Source organism: Polaromonas sp. P4_F9 (assembly GCF_056401235.1).
In genome coordinates this window covers 45,150-59,166 of the sequence record NZ_JBFUJT010000018.1, presented here as the reverse complement: position 1 = coordinate 59,166, position 14,017 = coordinate 45,150, and the positions used below count along the sequence as shown (strand labels likewise).

Annotated in this window: 14 protein-coding genes; 7 read left to right on the top strand and 7 right to left on the bottom strand. The window is 62.0% G+C overall.

The window, feature by feature from the left end; all coding sequences use genetic code 11:
• Positions 1-13: 13 nt before the first annotated feature.
• Positions 14-3,133 carry an efflux RND transporter permease subunit gene (locus AC1DUB_RS16935; RefSeq protein ID WP_477730542.1) on the top strand — a complete coding sequence of 1,040 codons (3,120 nt, stop codon included), beginning with the start codon at positions 14-16 and terminating at the stop codon, positions 3,131-3,133.
• 103 nt (positions 3,134-3,236) lie between these two features.
• Here AC1DUB_RS16935 and rfaE2 read toward each other — a convergent pair whose 3' ends face one another.
• Positions 3,237-3,725 carry a D-glycero-beta-D-manno-heptose 1-phosphate adenylyltransferase gene (rfaE2, locus tag AC1DUB_RS16930; protein ID WP_477730541.1) on the bottom strand — a complete coding sequence of 163 codons (489 nt, stop codon included), beginning with the start codon at positions 3,723-3,725 and terminating at the stop codon, positions 3,237-3,239.
• A gap of 14 nt (positions 3,726-3,739) precedes the next feature.
• Positions 3,740-4,609 carry a ferritin family protein gene (locus tag AC1DUB_RS16925; protein ID WP_477721296.1) on the bottom strand — a complete coding sequence of 290 codons (870 nt, stop codon included), beginning with the start codon at positions 4,607-4,609 and terminating at the stop codon, positions 3,740-3,742.
• A gap of 322 nt (positions 4,610-4,931) precedes the next feature.
• Here AC1DUB_RS16925 and AC1DUB_RS16920 point away from each other — a divergent pair, with 322 nt between their 5' ends.
• Positions 4,932-5,558, top strand: coding sequence for a glutathione peroxidase (locus tag AC1DUB_RS16920; RefSeq protein ID WP_477730502.1), 627 nt, complete (start codon positions 4,932-4,934; stop codon positions 5,556-5,558).
• Between the two features lie 676 nt (positions 5,559-6,234).
• Here the strand turns inward: AC1DUB_RS16920 and AC1DUB_RS16915 are convergent.
• Positions 6,235-6,849: a glutathione S-transferase family protein gene (locus AC1DUB_RS16915; RefSeq protein ID WP_477730501.1), complete on the bottom strand. Its 615-nt coding sequence runs from the start codon at positions 6,847-6,849 to the stop codon at positions 6,235-6,237.
• 159 nt (positions 6,850-7,008) lie between these two features.
• Between AC1DUB_RS16915 and purB the strand changes: the two genes are divergently transcribed.
• Positions 7,009-8,388, top strand: coding sequence for an adenylosuccinate lyase (gene purB / locus AC1DUB_RS16910; RefSeq protein WP_477716407.1), 1,380 nt, complete (start codon positions 7,009-7,011; stop codon positions 8,386-8,388).
• Between the two features lie 30 nt (positions 8,389-8,418).
• Here purB and AC1DUB_RS16905 read toward each other — a convergent pair whose 3' ends face one another.
• Both AC1DUB_RS16905 and AC1DUB_RS16900 read right to left on the bottom strand, forming a co-directional pair.
• Entirely contained in the window at positions 8,419-8,730 is a 312-nt protein-coding gene (locus AC1DUB_RS16905; protein ID WP_477730500.1) for a putative signal transducing protein, read from the bottom strand.
• A gap of 104 nt (positions 8,731-8,834) precedes the next feature.
• Positions 8,835-9,260, bottom strand: coding sequence for a DUF3717 domain-containing protein (locus AC1DUB_RS16900; protein WP_477716409.1), 426 nt, complete (start codon positions 9,258-9,260; stop codon positions 8,835-8,837).
• Here AC1DUB_RS16900 and AC1DUB_RS16895 point away from each other — a divergent pair.
• From AC1DUB_RS16895 to AC1DUB_RS16880, 4 genes are all read left to right on the top strand, one after another.
• Positions 9,259-9,549 carry a hypothetical protein gene (locus AC1DUB_RS16895; RefSeq protein ID WP_477730499.1) on the top strand — a complete coding sequence of 97 codons (291 nt, stop codon included), beginning with the start codon at positions 9,259-9,261 and terminating at the stop codon, positions 9,547-9,549. The genes AC1DUB_RS16900 and AC1DUB_RS16895 overlap by 2 nt on opposite strands.
• A 132-nt stretch (positions 9,550-9,681) precedes the next feature.
• Positions 9,682-10,419 (top strand): TerC family protein, encoded by a 738-nt coding sequence (locus tag AC1DUB_RS16890; RefSeq protein WP_477730498.1) that lies wholly within the window; start codon positions 9,682-9,684, stop codon positions 10,417-10,419.
• Between the two features lie 93 nt (positions 10,420-10,512).
• On the top strand, positions 10,513-10,962 hold the full coding sequence (locus AC1DUB_RS16885; protein WP_477730497.1) for a hypothetical protein: 450 nt from the start codon (positions 10,513-10,515) through the stop codon (positions 10,960-10,962).
• 341 nt (positions 10,963-11,303) lie between these two features.
• Entirely contained in the window at positions 11,304-11,657 is a 354-nt protein-coding gene (locus tag AC1DUB_RS16880) for a phage holin family protein (protein WP_477721290.1), read from the top strand.
• Here AC1DUB_RS16880 and AC1DUB_RS16875 read toward each other — a convergent pair.
• Together AC1DUB_RS16875 and tfpZ are read right to left on the bottom strand one after the other, a co-directional pair.
• Positions 11,613-13,163 (bottom strand): M48 family metalloprotease, encoded by a 1,551-nt coding sequence (locus tag AC1DUB_RS16875; protein WP_477730496.1) that lies wholly within the window; start codon positions 13,161-13,163, stop codon positions 11,613-11,615. The two genes, AC1DUB_RS16880 and AC1DUB_RS16875, sit on opposite strands and share 45 nt — an antisense overlap.
• 52 nt (positions 13,164-13,215) lie before the next feature.
• Positions 13,216-13,995 carry a TfpX/TfpZ family type IV pilin accessory protein gene (tfpZ, locus tag AC1DUB_RS16870; protein WP_477730495.1) on the bottom strand — a complete coding sequence of 260 codons (780 nt, stop codon included), beginning with the start codon at positions 13,993-13,995 and terminating at the stop codon, positions 13,216-13,218.
• Between the last annotated feature and the right edge of the window lie 22 nt (positions 13,996-14,017).

The following is a 14,017-nucleotide window of genomic DNA, read 5'->3' as shown; positions in this document are numbered from 1 at the left end:
GCAGCTCAAGATGATGAACGTCTCATCCTGGTCTATCAAGAACCCGATTCCGGCAGTGATGCTGTTTGTGCTGCTCAGCTTTGGCGGCCTGCTGTCCTTCAAGGCCATGAAGGTGCAGAACTTTCCCGACATTGATTTGCCGACGGTCAGCGTCTCGGCCTCGCTGCCCGGCGCCGCACCGGCCCAGTTGGAAACCGAGGTGGCCCGCAAGCTCGAAAACTCGATTGCCACCGTGCAGGGCCTGAAGCACATCAGCACCAAGGTGCAGGACGGCGGCGTGACCCTGACCGCCGAATTCCGGCTTGAAAAGCCGGTGCAGGAAGCTGTCGACGACGTGCGCTCGGCGGTTCAGCGCGTGCGCGCCGATCTGCCGGGTGATGTGCGCGACCCGGTGGTCAGCAAGGTCGATCTGGCCGGGCAACCAATCCTGGCCTTCACCATCGCGTCGGCCCGCATGGATGCCGAGGCGCTGTCCTGGTTTGTGGACAACGAGATTGCGCGCAAGCTGCTGGCGGTGCGCGGCGTGGGCGCAGTCAACCGCGTCGGCGGTGTCACGCGCGAGGTGCGGGTGGCGCTTGACCCCTCGCGTTTACAGGCGCTGGGCGCGTCGGCGGCCGACATCTCGCGCCAGCTGCGGCAGGTGCAAAACGAAAGCGCCGGCGGCCGCACCGACCTGGGTGGTAGCGAGCAACCGGTGCGCACGCTGGCCACCGTCAAGTCGGCCGAAGAACTGGGCCGGCTGGAACTGGCGCTCGGCGATGGCCGGCGCATCCGCCTGGATGAAGTCGCCACCGTCAGCGACACCACGGCCGAGCCGCGCTCGGCGGCGCTGCTCGACGGCAAGCCGGTGGTCGGTTTTGAAGTGGCGCGCAGCCGCGGGGAGAGCGAAGTGGCCGTGGGTGCGGCGGTGCAGGTGGCGCTCGCCGAGCTGAAGGCCCAGCACCCCGACCTGGTGTTGACCGAGGCCTTCAACTTCGTCACCCCGGTAGAAGAAGAGTACGACGGCTCGCTGCACCTGCTGTACGAAGGCGCGATCCTGGCGGTGCTGGTGGTGTGGCTGTTTTTGCGTGACTGGCGTGCCACCTTTGTCTCGGCGGTGGCGCTGCCGCTGTCGGTGATTCCGGCCTTCATCGGCATGTACCTGTTGGGGTTTTCAATCAACGTCGTGACCTTGCTGGCCTTGTCGCTGGTCATCGGCATTCTGGTGGACGACGCCATCGTCGAGGTGGAAAACATCGTGCGCCACCTGCGCATGGGCAAAACGCCCTACCAGGCGGCGATGGAAGCCGCCGACGAAATTGGCCTGGCAGTGATCGCCACCACCTTCACGCTGGTGGCGGTGTTTTTGCCCACCGCCTTCATGAGCGGCATTGCCGGCAAATTTTTCAAGCAGTTCGGCTGGACCGCCGCGCTGGCGGTGTTGGCCTCGCTGGTGGTGGCACGGGTGCTCACGCCCATGATGGCGGCCTATATCCTGAAACCGATCGTGGACAACCATAAAGAGCCCGGCTGGCTCAAGCGCTACATGCGCGCGGCCGCCTGGTGCCTGCGCCATCGCGCCGTCACCATGGTGGCGGCCACGCTCTTTTTTGTCGGCTCCATCATGCTGATTCCGCTGCTGCCCACCGGCTTTATTCCGCCCGACGACAACTCGCAAACCCAGGTCTACCTGGAGCTGCAGCCCGGCAGCAGCCTGGCGCAAACCGAAGCGGCCGCCGAGCAGGCCCGGCTGTTGATCGGCAAGGTCGAGCATGTGCGCAGCGTCTACACCACCATAGGCGGCGGCAGCGCGGGCACCGACCCGTTCGCCATGTCGGGTGCGGCCGAAACCCGCAAGGCCACGCTCACGGTGCTGCTGGCCGAGCGCGGCGATCGGCCGCGCAAGCAGGGCATAGAAAACAAGATACGCACGGCGCTGGAGCCGCTGCCCGGCGTGCGCAGCAAGGTCGGGCTGGGCGGTTCGGGCGAAAAATACGTGCTGGTGCTGACCAGCGAAGACCCGCTGGCCCTGCAGGCCGCCGCGCGGGCGGTTGAAAAAGATCTGCGCACCGTCCCCGGCCTGGGTAGCGTGGCCTCCAGCGCCAGCCTGATCCGCCCCGAAATCGCCGTGCGGCCCGACTTCGCGCGCGCCGCCGACCTGGGCGTGACCAGTGCCGCCATCGGAGAAACCCTGCGCATCGCGACCTTGGGCGACTACGACGAGTCGCTGCCCAAACTCAATCTGTCGGAGCGCCAGGTGCCGATTGTGGTGAAGCTCGCCGATGCCGCGCGCAAAGACCTCAGCGTGCTGGAACGCCTGAGCGTGCCCAGCATCAAGCCGGGCGCGGGGCCGGTCATGCTGGGCCAGGTCGCCACGCTGGAGATCGCCAGCGGCCCGGCCATCATTGACCGCTACGACCGCTCGCGCAACGTCAACTTCGAGATTGAGCTGTCGGGCCTGCCGCTGGGCGAGGTGACCAAGGCGGTGCAGGAGCTGCCCGCCGTGAAGAACCTGCCGCCGGGGGTGAAAGTCGTCGAAATCGGCGACGCCGAGGTCATGGGCGAGCTGTTTGCCAGCTTTGGCCTGGCCATGCTCACCGGTGTGCTGTGCATCTACATCGTGCTGGTGCTGCTGTTCAAGGACTTCCTGCATCCGGTGACCATTCTTGCCGCTTTACCCTTGTCGCTGGGCGGCGCGTTTGTCGGCCTGTTGATTGCGCAAAAGAGCTTTTCCATGCCCTCGCTGATCGGCCTCATCATGCTGATGGGCATTGCCACCAAGAACTCGATCTTGCTGGTCGAGTACGCCATCGTGGCCCGGCGCGACCACCATATGAGCCGCCTCGACGCGCTGCTCGACGCCTGCCACAAGCGTGCCCGGCCCATCATCATGACCACGCTGGCCATGGGCGCCGGCATGCTGCCGATTGCTATCGGTTTTGGCGTGGCCGACCCGAGTTTTCGCTCGCCGATGTCGGTGGCGGTGATTGGCGGCCTGATCACCTCGACCGTGCTGAGCCTGCTGGTGGTGCCGGCGGTATTTACCTACATGGACGACCTGGAGCAGTGGATCAGGCGCATGGCCGGCAAGTTGCGCCGCAAGGCGCCGCAAACGCCTGCGTCACCGTCACCGTCACCGTCAAAGACTCCGTGAATGGAGGGTTCGGTCCAATTCAAACCATATGGAATATTGGCCTGCAGCCCAGTATGGACTGGCACACAAAGCTATCAATTAAATAGCGAATCAAATAGCAAATTCACGGTGGCGTGCGGCGGATTTTCTTGACCAGGGCCGTCGTGGAGTAGCCATCCACAAAAGGAATCGCCAGGGCCTTGCCGCCGTAAGCCTTCACCACGGCGGTTTCGGCCAGCGTGTCCATGTCGTAGTCGCCGCCCTTGACCAGCAGGTCGGGCTTGAGTTCGGTGATCAGCTCCAGCGGCGTGTCTTCGTCAAACCAGGTCACCAGGCTGACCGACTCCAGCGCCGCCATCATGACGGCGCGGTCTTCTTCGTTGTTCAGGGGGCGATCCGGGCCTTTGCCCAGGTGCTTGGCGGACACGTCCGTGTTGAGCGCAACAACCAGGCTGGCACCCAGTTCGCGGGCGCGCGCCAGGTAAGTGGCATGGCCCCGGTGCAGCACGTCGAACACACCGTTGGTGAACACGACCGGCCGAGGCAGCGCCGCGACCCGGGCCGCGGCATCCTGGCGCGAAACGATCTTGTCCAGAAAGGCGGGTTTGCTCACGCGGGCAGGCAGGCTCACGCGATTTGCGGCTTGCCGTCAGGCACGATGACGGCGGCCAGATCCTTGCCGAGTTCCTTGCGGTAGCGGTTCAGCTCCTGGACACTCTTGAAGCTCTGGTTCATCAGCAGGCTCAGGTTGTGCAGGATGCGCTCGACCACCTTGCCCTCCCACACCGCGTCAAACTTGATCTGCGTGTCGAGCCAGTGCTCCAGCCATTCGGGGTTGGGCAGGCGGCTCTGGATGGTGTCGCGCGGAAACAGGCTTTTGTTGACGTGCAGGTTGGTCGGGTGCAGGGCCTGCGCCGTCCGGCGGGCACTGGCCATCAGCACGCCTACCTTGGTAAAGGCTGCCTTGGCTTCGTTGCCGAAATTGTTGATGGCGCGTTTCATGTAGCGCAGGTAAGCGCCGCCATGGCGCGCTTCATCCTGGCTGAGCTGGGTGTAAATCTGCTTGATGACCGGCTCGGTGTGCCACTCGCTGGCCCGGCGGTACCAGTGGTTCAGGCGAATCTCGCCGCAAAAATGCAGCATCAGGGTTTCCAGCGCGGGCGCCGGCTCGAACTCGAAACGCACTTCGTGCAGTTCCTCTTCGGTGGGGGCCAGGTCGGGCCGGAATCGCTTCAGGTATTCCATGAGCACCAGCGAGTGCTTTTGCTCTTCAAAAAACCAGATGGACATGAAAGCGGAAAAATCACTGTCGTCCTTGTTGTCCCGCAGGAACATCTCCGTGGCGGGCAAGGCCGACCATTCGGTGATGGCATTCATTTTGATGGTCTGGGCCTGCTCGTCAGACAACTGGGATGCGTCAAAACTGGCCCAGGGAATGTCTTTGTCCATATCCCAGCGGACGGATTCGAGTTGTTTGAACAGTTCAGGATAAAGCATGTGAACTCCTTGCCAAGCGAATACGCAGAGAAATCTGCCCCGGATATCTGTTACACCCGGTACTGGCCGATTTTAGGCGGCTAATGTGACAACTGGTGACTTACAGGCCATTTACAGGCCACTTGGCAGCAAATCGGGATGATTTCCGGCAGGATGCCGGGCCATTTGCTGTCAGGAAGACCTTTCACAACCCCCTGAGTCTGGCGGACCAACGCGGCGCCTGATGGCATGCACCACGCTCGCCCCTCTCCCGGGATGGCTACTGCGCACGCCCAAACGCCAATAGCACCATAATTATTTGATTCACAAGGAATTTCGGGCCATGCACAACCAGCAGACATCCCCCTCCAGACCGCTGCTGCGGATTGCCCTGCTGGCCGGACTCGCACTTTCGGCAGCCGCCACCAGATCGGCAGCCCCGGCCCCGGCCGCCCCAGTAGCCGGGCCCATCGCCGCAGACGCGTCGGCCTGCTCCGGCCTTTTGCAGCACACCTTTCTGCGATTGCAGGATGAAAAGCCACAATCACTTTGCCAGTACCAAGGCAAGGTCGTGGTGGTGGTCAATACCGCGAGCTTTTGCGGCTTTACGCCCCAGTACGAAGGCCTGGAAGCGCTCTATGCGAAATACAAGGACCGGGGTCTGGTGGTCCTGGGCTTTCCCTCCAACGACTTTTCGCAGGAAACCGGTAGCAACAAGGAGATTGCCGACTTTTGCGAAAACACCTTCGGCGTGAAATTCCCGATGTTTACCAAAACCAGCGTCAGCGGCAAGGACGCCAACCCCCTCTTCAGGCAGCTCGCCGCCAAAACCGGCACCACACCACGTTGGAACTTTTACAAGTATGTGATTGCGCGGGACGGCGTCAGTGCGGTCAGCTTCAATTCCCTGACCGCCCCGGAAAGCCGCCAGTTCGTCAAAGAGATCGAAAAACAGCTGGCCGGCCCCTGAGCCTCCAGCTCCAAGACGGCCGACGAAGATGTTTCGCCTGCAGCGCGGAATTTTCCCTGCCCAGTTTGCGCTGGCCGCGGCGTCTTGCCAGGAGCCATTTCGTTAACAAAAATTTACCAGCCAGAACAGCCCTCCGTCGGGAACTACCAGCGCACCGGCGTCCTCATATAAAGGCAGGCGCAGACTGGAACCCCCAGCAGCGCCAGCAATAAGACAGTTTCACTGTTGCGAAGCCTTCCGGATCACTTTGGTTCGGCTGCAATCCCGGTGCGCTCCTCCTCCTCCCTCCCTCCCTCGTTCGCGCCGGGGCGCTTCGCAGCATTTTTATCTTCCGGGCGCCGGCATGAGCAGCGCCCCCGGTCCTGCGAGCCATGGGTGGACACCGGTTTTCTGGTGTTTAACTAGCACACCTACCCAACCTCATCAACCTGTTTGCGGCGGTTCGCACCTGAAGTTCACGGCCAGCGGCCTGATTGATTTTCACCGGACTATTGGGTGCCGCCCAGGAGCTTTATGAATGAAAAGCTGCCCTGGATCGGCGGCCTGATGCGCTGGCTGAAGCAACGCGCCCGGCAGTGAGCGAGGGTGACCGTCGCTGGATTTCCCCGGGAGCCGTGTTACACGAGGCGAAAAAAAAGCCCGGGAGGCCGGGCTTCTGTCAGATTCAGGCGGAATTTCAGCCCGACTGGGTTTCCGCGAAGCTGGGGCGCTGAACCAGTTTTTCCTGCAATTTGGCCAGGTTGGGATAGCTCTCGCGCCAGTTCACCTGGGCAAACCGCAGGTCCAGATAGCCCAAGGCGCAACCCACCGCGACATCCGACAGGCTGAAATGGATGCCACTGCAAAAAGCCTTCTCGCCCAGACCTGTGCTCATGGCCTTGAGGCAGGCCTCGATTTTGCCCATCTGCCGCTGTATCCAGGCGTCGCTGCGCTCATGGGCATTGCGGCCAGACCAGGTGGCTTCCAGCCGGGCCAGGATGGCCGCATCCACCAGACCGTCGGCCAGGGCTTCCCAGGTCTTGACCTCGGCGCGTTCGCGGCCCTGGGTCGGAATGAGCTTGCCCACGGGTGAAAGGGTGTCCAGGTATTCGACGATCACGCGCGAATCAAATACGGCCTCGCCGCCCTCCATGACCAGGCAGGGCACCTTGCCCAGCGGGTTCGAGGCGGTGATGGTGGTATTGGCCGCCCAGACATCTTCCAGCACCATCTGGTAGTCGAGCTTTTTCTCAGCCATCACGATACGTACCTTGCGTACGTAGGGGCTGGTGGCGGATCCAATGAGTTTCATAGCGTGTGTAAATCGTGGTGCGGGAAAAGCCATTCTATCGAGTAAGCACCCGCTCCGGCCGACACCGACCGAAGGTGAGCAAATCTGCCAGGTTTTAGGCACCCCCGCAGCCACCGCGCGACCGGGCCATTCCCCGGGCGAGCAGCCTACAATTGCGGTATGAGCTTTTCTACCATCAACGCCTTGTCTCCGCTGGACGGCCGCTACGCCGGCAAACTCAGCCAATTACGTCCCCTGATGTCCGAGCAAGGCTATATGCACCGCCGGGTCCAGGTGGAAGTAGCCTGGTTCATTGCCCTTTCGGACGCGAAGTTTGCCGAATTCAAGCCGCTGAGCCCCGGCGCGCGCACTTACCTGCTGGGCCTCGTCAAGAATTTCTCGGAAAACGATGCAGTGGCCATCAAGGAGATTGAAAAAACCACCAACCACGACGTCAAGGCCGTGGAGTACTGGATCAAGTCCAAATTCGAAGCGCGGCCGGAATTGCAGGCGGCCGGTGAATTCGTGCACTTCGCCTGCACCAGCGAAGACATCAACAACACCAGCCATGCGCTGCAGCTCAAAAGCAGTCGCGAACTGGTACTGTTGCCGGCCCTTGACAAGGTGATTGCGCAGATGCGCGAGATGGCGCACACCTACGCGGCAGAGCCCATGCTCAGCCGCACCCACGGCCAGACCGCCAGCCCGACCACGGTAGGCAAGGAAATAGCCAACGTGGTGGTGCGCCTGCAAGCGGCGCGCGAGAAGATCGCCGGCATCAGGCTCATGGCCAAGATGAACGGCGCTGTCGGCAACTACAACGCCCACCTGTCGGCCTGGCCCGACTTTGACTGGGAAGCCTTCAGCCGCAACGTGATTGAAACGCCCGAGCCGCTGGGCCTGGGCCTGACCTTCCAGCCCTACAGCATCCAGATCGAGCCGCATGACTACATGGCCGAGCTGTTTGACGCCGTGGCCCGCACCAACACCATCCTGATCGACTTCGCGCGGGACGTCTGGGGTTATGTGAGCGTGGGCTATTTCAAGCAGCGTCTCAAGGAGGGCGAAATCGGCTCCTCCACCATGCCGCACAAGGTGAACCCGATCGACTTTGAAAACGCCGAAGGCAACCTGGGCCTGGCCAATGCACTGCTCAGGCACCTGAGCGAAAAGCTGCCGGTTTCCCGCTGGCAGCGCGACCTGACCGACTCGACCGTGCTGCGCAACATGGGCGTGGCGCTGGGTTACGCCGTGCTGGCCTACAACTCACTGGGCGTGGGGCTGGGCAAGCTGGAACTCAACCGGGAAGCGCTGCAGGAGGACCTGGACAGCTCGTGGGAGGTGCTGGCTGAACCGATACAGACCGTCATGCGCCGCTACGGCGTGCAGGGCGCCTACGAAAAGCTCAAGGAAGTAACGCGCGGCAAAACCGTCCGGGCCGAAGACCTGCATGCCCTGATCCGGTCCCTGCAAATTCCCGAGGCGGAGAAGCAGCGCCTGCTGGCCATGACGCCGGCCAGCTATGTCGGCCTGGCCGCCACACTGGCCAGGCGGGTTTAACGCCCCTTGCTGGTTGCCGCTGCGGCGGCGCTAAACCGGCATGTCCGGCATGTCCGCACCGCAGTGCCAGCACTGCTCAAACCCGCCTTCGACGGTCTCCCCGCAGGCGCACAGCCAGCGCCGTTGCGGCAGATTTTGCAGGGTGTGCAGCAACTCGCGCGCCCGGGGTTCATCCTCATCATGGGTGAGCCACACTTCGGGCAGGCATTGGTCAGGCGGCAGTTCACCGGCGACACCGCCCAGGTAGTAACGCTGCACGCTGGCAGCCAACCCTGCGTGCTGCAGGGCGTCAGCCCACAGCGCGGCAATTGCAATATTGGGAGCGCGCGTCAGTCGAAGCATGCGCCAGTCTATCCTTTTTCGCCATTAGTTGCTATGAACTTGATAGCTATCTCACCTTGCTCCACAACGAAAAGAGACAGACACCGCCTGCCGTTTCAGCTCTTTTACAGTGTCGAAACCACACCTTTTTCAAGCGCCCGGTCCGCATAACGGCCAAAGCGCCAGGCCGTGGCTTCCAGCGTGATGCGCCGCCAGGTGCCGCGTTTTTCGGCTGGCGTCATCTCGGGCCAGCGCTGCACTTCATTGAAGGTGCGGCCGCAACCCTTGCACAGCGAATCGCCCTGGCTGGTCGAGCAGATGGCGATGCAGGGCGTGTCTGCCGTGGTGTCGTACCAGGTGCGCCAGGCTGCCAGCGCTTTGGGCGGAAAGCTCCCCTCATCGGCCTCGTCCTCATGGTAGAAAACCATCAGGGCGTAAACCTCGGCCAGCGCACGCAACTCCGGCGCGAGTGTGACGCCATCGGGTGATGGCTTCTTGTCGCGCCAGTAGTTGATGGCCGCTTCGATGTCAGTGATGTGGATGCCGGGCATGGAGAAAAAAGAAAAAAACATGGACCGCTCCCGCCTGGTGGGCGAACAGCAAAGCCGGGCTGTTCATTATCAGCCAGACAAAACACCTCCGCCGCGTGCGGGGCTTGCCAAAAATCTTTTTTTGTTGTCCAATCAGTTTACGAAGGGGAGTAACTCCCTCGTTTTGCTGACATATTCGATAACAGACAACACAGCAAAATCGCTAACAGCAAGTCGTCATTCCGAAGTTCACACTTCCGGCTTGCTGGGTATGCAGCGACACTGCATATTGAGCCAGACCTTCGATTGAAACCTGTACAGGTTTGATCGAGGCGTTTGCGGCATAACCCTACCCGCACCACTCACATACCTGTCCGGTTTGAACGAAGCCGGAAATCCATCCGTTGGGTTTCCACGTCTGAACTTGATATGGAGTGTGAAATTGGAACTATTTACAGCCCCCTGGTGGTCGGCCCTGCTGGCGATCATCCTCATTGATCTCGTTCTTGCCGGCGACAACGCCATCGTGATTGCACTGGCCGCGCGCAATCTGCCTCCCACCCTTCAGAAAAGAGCCATTGTCTGGGGTACGGTTGGCGCCATCGTGGTGCGCTCCGCCATGACGGTGGGTGTGGTGTGGCTGCTCAAGATCCCCGGCCTGATGCTGGTGGGCGGCTTGGGACTGCTCTGGATTGCCTACAAGCTACTGGCTGACGAGGGCGGCGGAGAACATCATGGTCCGATTGCCACCACATTCTGGGGCGCCATGAAAACCATCGTCGTGGCCGACGCCCTGATGGGCATCGACAACGTTCTGGGTGTGGCCGGCGCCGCGCACGGGGCCTTCGACCTGGTAATCATCGGCCTGCTGGTGAGCGTGCCTATCGTGGTTTTTGGCAGCACGATGGTGCTCAAACTGGTGTCGCGTTTCCCCATCATCATCAACCTGGGGGCGGCCGTTCTGGCGGTTACCGCCGCCAACATGATCATCGGCGAACAACTGCTTGACCCGATTTACGGTGGTCCGAGCGCGTTGCCCTCTGCCGAAACCCTGCACACCGCGGCTCAATGGATTACCTATGCGTTCGCTGTGGCGGGTGTGCTGGGCGCGGGCTGGTGGGCCACCCGACGCCACAAGTCGGAACACTATGCAAACGACAAGGACCTGATTCCACATTGAAAGGGAGGCAATGCCGAAGGCCAGAGGGAGCTCCAAGGCCTTTTGTTTCAACCAGTGAAGCTTCTATAAACATGACAACTGAAGGAGAACTTTATGGACAACATCATTGTTTACATTGACGATGCCGGCTATGCCCTGCATATGCTGCAACCCATGCTGCCAGAGGGCAACGCGCGCAGTCCGACCCGCTGGATTCTGGTGGCCTGTGCACCACGCGTGACGCACCATGCCAGCAAATGGGTAACCCACAGTGCGCGGGAGAGCTGGCGCGGCAAATGGGCGGCGAAAGTATTTGCGCAAGTGGTGCCCCTCCTGCAAAAAGAGGGCGATACCGTGGTGACGCAGATGGCGCAGACCACGCTGAGCACCCAGACGGAATCCCTGATCAAGGAGCATGGCGTTGCACGTGTGCTGGATGCCCGTCGACCCAAATTCGGCCAGGACCTGCAACCCGTCACGACCGAGCAGGCACAGGAGCACCACGGTGTGCTGGGCTATGCCGCCGCGCTGGCAAGCGCGGGGCTGCTTGTTGCGACCGATTGAATAGCCCCCACGCTTTTCGCTTCGCGCAAGGCGCGAGGCCTTGCAGGCCGCGGCTTGCGAGGCGCTTCGCCTCTGTCGCCCGTCCAAACCTGCTCAAGCAGGTTTGGGGCCGCAGGCTCCAGCCCCTCAGGGATTAATTTTTTCAGGGGCGGCCCGGCGGAATCATCACCCCCACGCTTTTCGCTTCGCGTAAGGCGCTGCCCCCGAGGGGGTTCATTTTCCTTGGGGCGGCCCGGCGGAAAATCCGGAACGCAGCAGGTCAGCAATCAAGTCAAATTACCGACAGGGCGTCCCAGCGGGACAGGATGGGAGAGGCCGCATCCAGGTGGTATTCTCTGGCGATGAAACTCATCATCAACTGGCTTTGCAGCGCGGTCGCCTTGCTGGCGGTGGCTTATCTCTATTCAGGCGTGGTGGTGACCAGCTTCACCGCAGCCCTGATTGCGGCGGCGGTACTTGGCGCCCTGAACATGGTGGTGCGTCCTGTTCTCGTGTTGTTGACGCTGCCCGTGACCGTGGTGACGCTCGGCCTCTTTCTGTTCATCGTGAACGCGCTCATGTTCTGGGCGGCCGCCAGCCTGGTCAGCGGCTTGAACGTCAAGGGTTTTGGCGCCGCACTCATAGGCTCCCTGATTTACTCGGCACTGCAACTAGCGATCGACTTTGTCCTGGAGCGCCTGCTCTTTAAGGACTAGCTCGATCTGGCGGGTCCGTGTGTCGATGATCGAGCCTTCCACGTAATCGGCGCTGGCGGGGTTGCTGCGCATCAGCGCCTGCGCAGCCTTGAGGCGATCCAGCGCCGCCGCGTAGTCCAGGTGGGCAGCGCGGCTTTCCGCATCAGCACGAATCGCACGGACTGTCTGGTTCTGGTTGCCGTAAGCCACGGCGAGCAATTGCCAGGCCGCCGCATCTTTGGGGTGGACAGCGACCCAGGTTTGCAGCCTGCCCGAGACCTCCCGCGCCCGCTGGGCAGCCATCAACGCCCGGGCCTGGGTCAGCACATCGGCCCGCGAGACAGCCTTGGCCATGTCGAAGGATGACGCCGAGGGCGGCACGGTCCCCGCCATCAGATCAATCTCGATGGACAGCAAGTCCAGCGCATGACTGGCAGGCTGAATTTCGACGGTGAGGGGCTTGAGCTTGGCCTGAAGGTTTCGTGCGCCGGCAAAATCACGCAGCTGGGCCGCCGCCAATGCGCCCCCATACAGGATTCCCGCGTCGCGGATATGCGCCGCCGTGGCAGGGGACTCCTGCATTTGCAGCGAGGGCGGCCGCCGCTGCGCTTCAGCCACCATCGCACGCAACGCATCGACCCCGGGGCTGGCCAGGACTCGCGCACGCGCGGCCATCATGGCATGCAGCACGCGCGCCTTGGCGGCACGGGCCTCGCCCTCCGCGGTGGGCTTGGTGGCAGCCTTTGCATCCAGCTGCAGGCGCGACTGCGCTTCGGCGATTCGCTCGGTGGTCAGCGGGTGCGAGCGCAAATAGGGGAACGATCCGTTGTCATTGAGCTGCGAGGCTTGCTGCAGTTTTTCAAACATGGTCGCCACGCCGCGGCTTGCAAAGCCGGCATCGGTCATGACGCCAAACCCGACCCGGTCGGCTTCCCGCTCCATGTCGCGGGAAAAGTTGAGCTGGTTCTGCACCGCGACCGCCTGCCCACCGACGATGGCGGCACTGGCAGCATTGGGATTTTTACTGGCGGCCAGGGCGCCCAGAACCATGGCGGCAATCACCCAGGGCGCTTGCCGGTTCTGTTGCGTCATCAACCGGGAAATATGCCGCTGCGTGACATGGCTGAGCTCATGGCCCAGGACCGCGGCGAGTTCGTCCGCATTACTCACCGCGGCAATCAAACCCAGATGCACGCCAAAGTAGCCCCCGGGCAAGGCGAAGGCATTGACGCTTCGGTCACGGACCAGAAAGACGTCCCACGCAAAACGCTCATCCAGTTCGGCATTGAGCTCGCCACGCGCCCGCGCGGCAGTCATCAGGGGCTGCCAGATGTTTTGCAGGTAATCCCCGAGCACCGGGTCATCGAGATAGTCCGGATCACGGTAAATGCTGACGGCGATGCGATCCCCGATGCGGCGCTCCGCAGCGGCGGCCAGCTCGGAGTTATCACCCAGAGACGGCAGGCTGCCCGACGCCGCGCCCGGCGCTTGCGCCAGCGACAAATGGGCAGTGCTGGCCATCAACATCACGGCTGTCAGCACCTTACAGGCAAAAACCCTCTGCTTCAACGGGTAGGGCCTAGAACGAATCGATGGGAACAAAAGCAATCACCTCCGTGGTGTTGGTGTCGACGAGAACGGTCCAGAAAGTGCTTCGACTTGCCAGGGGGACATAGCCCACCGAGGTGGTAGCCCGGACCGTGGAAGATGCAGACTTCAGGGCCTGGTCAATTTCGGCGGCACGGGCGGGAAAGCGATTTTTCAGCTCGCCCACGGGACGCGCGCGTGCCTTGATCTGCGCTTTCGCCTGTTCGTAGCCCTGCCACAAATCAGGCCGGGCGCCAAGTGCCACGCCTTGCGTCGCTGCCATGGTGGCCTCAAAGCTTTCCCGGGCATTTTTGAAATCGCGCACCGAAAGCAGCGTGGGGCCCGACATCGGCAATGGCCGCAACCCTGCCGGTGATCGATCCAGTAATTCCGACGGCACGTCAATCGCATGCACCACCCGAAAACGGTCGATTTCAAACACCAGGTGCACTGGCCGGGCCACCGCGACGGTCCACAAGCCGTAGGCCAGCGCCGCCAGTTGCAGCAAGCCAATGACGGCCAGGTCAAGGCGCAGCTCGTTGAGTGGCTTGCTGCGGTTGAATACGGCCAATGTCAGCAACGGGCCCATGATCACATCGACGGTAATTACCAGCAAAAACAGGCTGCGCCCGCCGGAAATTTCGCGGTAGGGGTAGGGGTACCAGACGGCAAACACCAGCAGTGCCGCCAAACCGGCCACCAGCAGGCTGATGCCCAAATGAATGCTCGAGGCGTAGAGGCGATGGCCCCAGGAAGATGACTTTGAAAACATGCTCGTATGATGAGGGATGGTT